Source organism: Bombilactobacillus bombi (assembly GCF_013607485.1).
GTDB lineage: Bacteria > Bacillota > Bacilli > Lactobacillales > Lactobacillaceae > Bombilactobacillus > Bombilactobacillus bombi_A.
In genome coordinates this window covers 1-1,561 of the sequence record NZ_SCHP01000119.1, presented here as the reverse complement: position 1 = coordinate 1,561, position 1,561 = coordinate 1, and the positions used below count along the sequence as shown (strand labels likewise).

2 protein-coding genes are annotated in these 1,561 nt (G+C 35.5%); one reads left to right on the top strand and one right to left on the bottom strand.

Features of this window, described 5'->3' with window-relative positions:
- Positions 1–66 precede the first annotated feature (66 nt).
- Entirely contained in the window at positions 67–1,110 is a 1,044-nt protein-coding gene (locus tag EQ827_RS08680; protein ID WP_181190580.1) for a PTS sugar transporter subunit IIC, read from the bottom strand.
- A 339-nt stretch (positions 1,111–1,449) separates the two neighbouring features.
- Here EQ827_RS08680 and EQ827_RS08675 point away from each other — a divergent pair.
- A partial coding sequence (locus EQ827_RS08675) for a PspC domain-containing protein (protein ID WP_181190579.1) occupies positions 1,450–1,561 on the top strand: 112 nt, incomplete at its 3' end.

Below are 1,561 nucleotides of genomic sequence, written 5' to 3'. Positions count from 1 at the left end.
TTTTATTTTTAATTTTTTAAGCATTCCTTATTTCTAAGCACCAATTTAAATAGTCGCTTCTTAATTTTATTCATAATTTAAAGCAAAATCTTGTGCAGAAAAATAATTCAGTTTGTTGTTAAAAACATAGTTACTCAGTAAGCCAAGTAAAATAGGAGCGATAAAGAACAAAATAGTAACTAAAACAATATTACCCCAACTACTTTGTCCCCAGCTATTTAAAGCAGCCAGTGGTCCAATTAAACCAGAAAAGCCAAATCCTGCACTAGTGGCTGTGCCCCCAACTTGAAAAATAGCTCCGCACCCGCCCATTAAAGCCGCATTAACTATTATTGGAAGTAACAATTTGGGCTGCGTCATTAAATTTGCCATCTGCATTTTGGGAGAGCCCAAAAAATGAGCTAATGAAGTTCCCCAAGAATTAGCTTTCCAACCATAAATAGCTAGTGCAAAACTAGCAGCCGTAATACCTAAGTTAGCTGATCCCGAGGCTACACCGTGGATACCAACTGCGGTAGCAATGCCCACAGAAGAAATAGGAGAAACAATTAGTAAAGCGAAGGCTATACCCATTAAAGCTCCAGTTAATATCGGCTGTAAATTGGTTAGTTGTGCGATTATTAAGCCGATTAAAGTAGTGATTTGCTGAACAGGTTTAAAAGTTAAAAGACCTACTCCGCCAGCAATAATTAAAACCAAAGTTGGTAATAATAAAACTGTATATGCTTTAAATTTGGCTCCCAACATCTCGATTAGTAAATAACCCACTATAATAGTCAGCGCAATATTAATTACATCACCAGAACCCGCCGCATTAAAGCCATTTTTGCCAATATGAAAATTACCTGCTCCACAAACAGCAGCTAGCGCTAAAGAAGACGTCTGAATTGGTGATAATTTTCCAAGCATCCCTACACAGGCTGCACTGACTACTGGTAGCATGATAGCGGCCAAACTAGTCATTGTTAAAATCACATTTAAACTAGGCCAAGTAGGCAATAAGACCTTAATTAAATTGTTGAGTAATGCGCCTGGAACTAAAGCCACAATAATTCCGGTAGATAATCCATTTAAGGTATTCATTAATATTTGTTTGCCATTTTGTTGCATAAGATTTTCCCCCATCAAAATAAAAATCCCTCACAGCAGCACTGTGAGGGAAAAGATAGGTAATCTTATCTTTATACCACACAGTCACTGAAGCAATCTGTGTGGTCAAAAAATTTCACAAAGAAACCTTTGGACTTTTCAGATTGCTTTTCTAAAAATATCCAAAGTAATAACTAATATTTAACTGTAAGTTTTCAAGATTAGTCATTATTAAAAACTCCTTATAAATATCTTAGAATTAATAATAAAGGATTTAATTTTAAAAAGCAACTTATATTTAGGAATAATTTGGTCGAAGTTAAAATAACAAGGTATACTAGGGGAAGAGGAGGTACTAATATGCATATACCTATTAAACGTTCAGGAACTAATTATGTAATTGCTGGTGTCTTAGGAGGTTTGGCGGATCACTTTGATTGGAATGCCAATGTTTTGCGGGCTTTGTGGGTAG